Source organism: Lutispora sp., from assembly GCF_041687175.1.
Taxonomy (GTDB): Bacteria; Bacillota; Clostridia; order Lutisporales; family Lutisporaceae; genus Lutispora.
In genome coordinates this window covers 1-5,137 of sequence record NZ_JAWLCK010000160.1, presented here as the reverse complement: position 1 = coordinate 5,137, position 5,137 = coordinate 1, and the positions used below count along the sequence as shown (strand labels likewise).

At 36.8% G+C, this 5,137-nt stretch carries 8 protein-coding genes; 3 read left to right on the top strand and 5 right to left on the bottom strand.

Annotation, left to right across the window (positions count from 1 at the left end; genetic code table 11):
• On the bottom strand, window positions 1-621 hold a 621-nt coding region (gene sfsA, locus ACESM9_RS14330), incomplete at its 3' end, for a DNA/RNA nuclease SfsA (protein WP_373000157.1).
• Window positions 611-1,768, bottom strand: a complete 1,158-nt coding sequence (locus ACESM9_RS14325; RefSeq protein ID WP_373000154.1) for an aminotransferase class V-fold PLP-dependent enzyme — start codon at window positions 1,766-1,768, stop codon at window positions 611-613. The genes ACESM9_RS14325 and sfsA, both read right to left, overlap by 11 nt.
• Before the next feature lie 169 nt (window positions 1,769-1,937).
• On the opposite strand from ACESM9_RS14325, the gene yedE reads away from it, so the two are divergent.
• Genes yedE through ACESM9_RS14310 form a run of 3 tightly spaced genes read left to right on the top strand, consistent with a single transcriptional unit; the run spans window position 1,938 to window position 3,468 of the window.
• Window positions 1,938-3,026 (top strand): YedE family putative selenium transporter, encoded by a 1,089-nt coding sequence (gene yedE, locus ACESM9_RS14320; RefSeq protein ID WP_373000151.1) that lies wholly within the window; start codon window positions 1,938-1,940, stop codon window positions 3,024-3,026.
• Window positions 3,013-3,225: a sulfurtransferase TusA family protein gene (locus ACESM9_RS14315; protein ID WP_373000147.1), complete on the top strand. Its 213-nt coding sequence runs from the start codon at window positions 3,013-3,015 to the stop codon at window positions 3,223-3,225. The genes yedE and ACESM9_RS14315 overlap by 14 nt, the downstream gene beginning before the upstream one ends.
• Window positions 3,226-3,468: a DUF3343 domain-containing protein gene (locus ACESM9_RS14310; RefSeq protein WP_373000144.1), complete on the top strand. Its 243-nt coding sequence runs from the start codon at window positions 3,226-3,228 to the stop codon at window positions 3,466-3,468.
• Between the two features lie 20 nt (window positions 3,469-3,488).
• Here the strand turns inward: ACESM9_RS14310 and ACESM9_RS14305 are convergent, their stop codons facing one another.
• The 3 genes from ACESM9_RS14305 to ric form a co-directional block, all read right to left on the bottom strand.
• Window positions 3,489-4,046 (bottom strand): hemerythrin domain-containing protein, encoded by a 558-nt coding sequence (locus ACESM9_RS14305; protein WP_373000141.1) that lies wholly within the window; start codon window positions 4,044-4,046, stop codon window positions 3,489-3,491.
• 66 nt (window positions 4,047-4,112) lie between these two features.
• Window positions 4,113-4,310 carry a DUF1858 domain-containing protein gene (locus tag ACESM9_RS14300; protein WP_373000138.1) on the bottom strand — a complete coding sequence of 66 codons (198 nt, stop codon included), beginning with the start codon at window positions 4,308-4,310 and terminating at the stop codon, window positions 4,113-4,115.
• Between the two features lie 32 nt (window positions 4,311-4,342).
• Window positions 4,343-5,041, bottom strand: a complete 699-nt coding sequence (gene ric, locus ACESM9_RS14295; RefSeq protein WP_373000135.1) for an iron-sulfur cluster repair di-iron protein — start codon at window positions 5,039-5,041, stop codon at window positions 4,343-4,345.
• Window positions 5,042-5,137 lie beyond the last annotated feature (96 nt).

Here is a 5,137-nt window from a genome sequence, read left to right as displayed (position 1 = left end):
TAAAACTTTAACACCTAAGGATGCAGACTTTCTCAACTCTTCTGCGAATTCCGGGTCCATGGAAAAGTTTGGTGAAAAAGCGTGAACTCCTTTCATTTGAATCAAAAAAATGATAAAACCTTCATAACCATTGGCAACAGCAGCCGCCATTTCCTCTATATGCTTCCTGCCTCTTTCTGTAGGTGCATCAGGAAACATAGCCAGTCCGTTATCTTCCAATGTAACGCCTTTTACCTCTATAAAACCTCTGGAATCTTCCTTTTCAAAATAGATGTCAAATCGGGAATTTCCATAGGTTACTTCTCTCTTTATATTATTTACATTTAGCAAGGCAGGTATTTTATTATTTTTTACTCCTTCAAATACAACTGCATTTGGTATCTGAGAATCAATATTTATCAGCATATCTCCCTTATAGGCTGCAATTAAAGAATAAGCCGTTTTTCTACCAGGATTTTTGGCTTTTTCAAGTATAACCTTTGTTCCTTCAGTAAGAATCTCTCTGCACCTTCCCGTATTTCTAACATGGGCGATCTGTTCTTTTCCATCTACCAAAACATGGGCAATGAATCTGTTTGGCCTTTTTATGAACTGAGCTTCAATTACATCATCATACTTCATGCTTCAGTATTTCATCCAATGCCTCTATAGCATACTGGATTTCCCTCTCAGTATTGAAATGGTTGAAGGAGAAGCGAACTGTTCCCTGAGGAAAGGTATCAAGAGTTTTATGAGCCGAAGGAGCACAATGAAGGCCACATCTTGTTGCTATACCAAAATCCTTATCCAACAAATATGATATCTCTGCATTATCCCTATCCCTGCAATCTAATGATACAACTGCAGTTCTGCCTTCAGTTACTTCAATTCCTACCAGCCTCACGTTTTCCAGGGTTTTGGTACTCTCTATGAAGGCTCTGGTAAGTTCAATTTCCCTTTCCCTTATGTTTTCTATACCTTCTTTTTCAATATATTTTAATGCTTCATTCAAGCCAAAGATTCCAGGGATATTTATTGTTCCACATTCAAACTTATCCGGCATAAAGGGAGGAATCTCCTCGGAGTCCGACATGCTTCCAGTTCCTCCAGAAACCAATGGTTCCATTATTTCTGCCATTTCGTCCGTAATAATAAATCCGCCTATACCCTGTGGACCAAGCAATCCTTTGTGTCCCGTAAAGGCAAGACCATCAATATTCATTTTCTTCATATCTATATTTATGGCGCCTGCTGTCTGGGCAGTATCTACAACAAACTTGATATTGTGCTTCTTGCATATCTCACCTACTTCATATATAGGCATTATAGTTCCGCAAACATTGGACGCATGTGTCATTATTACTGCCTTGGTGTTTTCTTTAATATTCTTTTCTATATCCTTAGGATCTAATCTGCCTTTTATATCACATTTTACTTTTGTGAAATCTACTCCCTTTTTGTGCATCTGCATTATCGGTCTCATAACAGCATTATGCTCCATGGATGTAACAATGCAATGATCTCCAGGCTTTAACAGACCTTTGATTATGAAATTCAAACTATATGTTATGTTTGGAGTAAATATAACATTATTGCTATTGGAATAGTTAAATAGCTTTATCAATCTTTCCCTCGTGTCCAGAACTACTTCTGCCGCAGAGTAAGCGCTTTTATATCCACCTCTGTTTATATTCGTTCCTATATTCTCTATGTAATCTATCATAGCTTTTGCTACACCCGGTGCCTTCGGATAGGATGTAGCTCCGTTATCTAAATATACTCGCTTCATAATAATCCCTCCAATGATTTAATAGTACTACAAAATTACCTTCTTAGCTACAAATACATTATTGATAGTTTCTATTGTGTTAGCTTTTATTATAGATATTTTGAATGCTAATTTTTTAACAATCTGTATTATACTTAATATGCATAGAATTTATTGGGAGGTATAGAAATTGAACGGGAAAAAAGGAATAATTCTTACCGGAGCTGTAGTGGGCATTATAGCGGTATTATTGGTTAAATTCGGTAATCCCGGCAATATGGGTTTTTGCATTGCTTGCTTCATAAGAGATATTGCCGGAGCATTAGGACTACATAGTGCAGGTGTAGTTCAGTATGTTCGTCCAGAAATCATAGGGCTTGTAATGGGGGCCTTCTTTATGTCCGTTGCAGGAAAGGAATTCTCCACAAAAGGAGGTTCTGCACCTTTTACTAGATTTGTTCTCGGTTTTATAGTAATGGTTGGTGCTTTGATGTTCTTAGGCTGCCCACTAAGAATGATATTGAGAATTGCAGGAGGAGACTTAAATGCAATTGTAGGGCTAATAGGATTTGCGGTAGGGATTTATATAGGTATTATCTTCCTCAATAAGGGATTTAGCCTGAAAAGAACTTACAAATTACCTGAATTTGAAGGCTATCTATTTCCTGGCATCATAGCTGCCCTATTTGTATTGTTATTGGCAGTCCCTTCTCTTCTCATATTCAGCCAAGAAGGACCTGGCGCTGCACATGCACCTGTGTTGATGTCTTTGGCTGCAGGCCTTATAGTGGGAGCATTGGCTCAGAGAACAAGGCTTTGTACCGTTGGAGGTATAAGGGACTTAATACTATTCAAGGACTGGCATTTGATTTCAGGCTTTATAGCAATACTGGCAACTGCTTTAATTGGAAATATTCTTTTCGGTCAGTTTAAACTGGGCTTTACAGGTCAACCTATAGCTCATACAGACGGTTTGTGGAATTTTCTTGGAATGGCTTTAGCTGGTTTTGGATCTGTATTATTGGGAGGATGCCCTCTAAGACAATTGATTTTGGCTTCTGAAGGAAATATTGATTCTGTAATAACAGTAATGGGCTTGACCTTTGGAGCAGCCTTTGCTCATAATTTTAAACTGGCGTCATCGGGTAACGGACCCACGCTTAATGGTCAAATAGCTGTTATATTGGGATTTATAGTTGTGCTGGCGATAGGTTATTTCAATATTGAAAAATCTGCAAATGTAGAATTAAAGGAAGGTGTGGAAATTGAAACAATGTAAAGTAGATGCGAGAGGAAGATCTTGCCCGGAACCTGTGCTTATGACAAAGAAGGCACTACAAGATAATCCTGAAGGTTTAGAGGTATTAGTGGATAACTTGACAGCTAAAGAGAACGTAACGCGCTTTGCCAAGAATTCAGGTTATAATGTTGAGGTTTCTCAAAATGGTAGTAATTACATTTTGAGTATTAATAAATAAATGGCTATGGAATATATTGCAACATTCTTTACTCACTTTGGAGCTATAAAATATAGTCGATTTTTAGCAAGCAAAAATATATCATCGGAAACTATGCCGGTACCAAGAAAACTCAGTTCAAGTTGTGGTATTTGCGTTAAGTTCAATACCGAAGAGAGCATAAATACTTTGATAAGTGAAGATATAGAACGGATATTTCTACTGGAAGGCTCTGAAACTAAGGTTATTTATGTAAATGAATAGGAATCTGTCTAGACAGATTCCTATTCATTTACCTTTGATTCCAGCTCAGATAATAAATCAAGATACTTCTTTTGGACCCCGGCACCCTCTGCCTTCTTTTCAAAATTGCTGCTTTCATCGTCTATTATGTCTCGTGTTTCTTTTTTCAGGTTGTTTTCAGCAAATTTATATACCACATTATCTTCCTTATGAATATGCCTTTTCAATAGATTGACATACCCCATGGCATTAGCAATGATATCAAGCTTCGCTTCTTCATCCCCTGCCTCCAGCTTCCTTAATGCTTCCTCCAACTCACTCATATAAAGTCTTCCCATATCATGCTCAACCAGCATACCATGTTTCACCAGCTTCTCTGCTGCAAAGCCCAGTTCTTCCGTCATTCTGTTGAATAGCATTATTTCCTCTTTTCCATGGTGATGTTTGTCAGCATAATTTCTTACAAAATCGATGATCTTATAAAAATCTTCATAAGCTACTGCTTCATTTTTTAATACTTTAAGACAGTATTTTCGTGTAACTTCTAACATTCTAAGTATATTCTGATGTTCCATCATCATAATGTTTATACTGTTCAATTCATCAACCTCCAGACTATGTATAATTCAGGGTAAAGAGCATACTATTACCCTTTACCCTCACATCTATTCCTTAATGGATTCCTTTAATCTTCTAAGCAAAACATCTACATCAAAACCGTGAACAGCTGCAGCCTCTTCCAGAGTCTCTGCCTGAGCCGAGGGTCAACCTACACATCCCATACCAAAGCTCATCAAAATCTCAATGCTCTCGGGATAATTCCTTACTATTTCACCTATGGTCATGTCCTTGCTAATAGCCATCTGTGCACCTCCTAAATCCTTTCTCAAATTTATTATTCCTCATATCTCTTAAATAAAATATTATTTTCAAGATGTATATGCAGGAAAATATCTCTCTCCATTTCCTGAAGTTTTACATATGTCAGATCATAAGTTCTGCATGCATCACCTGGCAATTCATAGTCGCAGGTAACTTTCCTTAATTCCTTCAGTATATTTCCTGCTGATTCATGCTCATCCTGGAGACTTCTTATACCTTCCAGCATATTATCCTTAGCTTTCCCTTCTTTTGCCTCTTCATATGCCTTCATAAGAGGAAATAAAATCTCTTCTTCTTTTTTGAGATGGTCTCCCAATTCCTTTCTTAAATCTTCATAAAGGGTTTTCACTTTGTTCAATTCGGGATGATTATCCCCATGGGCAGCCAGTATCCTTTGTGTGAGTTTTGATAATATAGGCATTTCTTCCCACAAATATTTATGATGTGTGTTAACAATATGATCTATTAAGTCCTTAGAAGAATATTTAGTATAATCTTCATAGTCCTGCTTTTCTTTTAAAAAAGCTTCATATTTTTTATTGATTTCATCCAGAACTTTTGCTGCATCAACTGCTTTTTCCTGGGCTGCAACTTCTAATAGTCTATCGCCTCCACAGCAAAAATCTATATTATATGCCATAAATATATCTGCCGCTGCAGGATAAAATGATACTATATCTCCCACCTTATCGTTAATATTGAACTTTGCCATGTTACAGAAACCTCCTCAATATCATTTACTTATAAATATTTTAACCATAAATTATTATTTTTGCTGTAACAATTATCACAAAATTTACTAATTCTT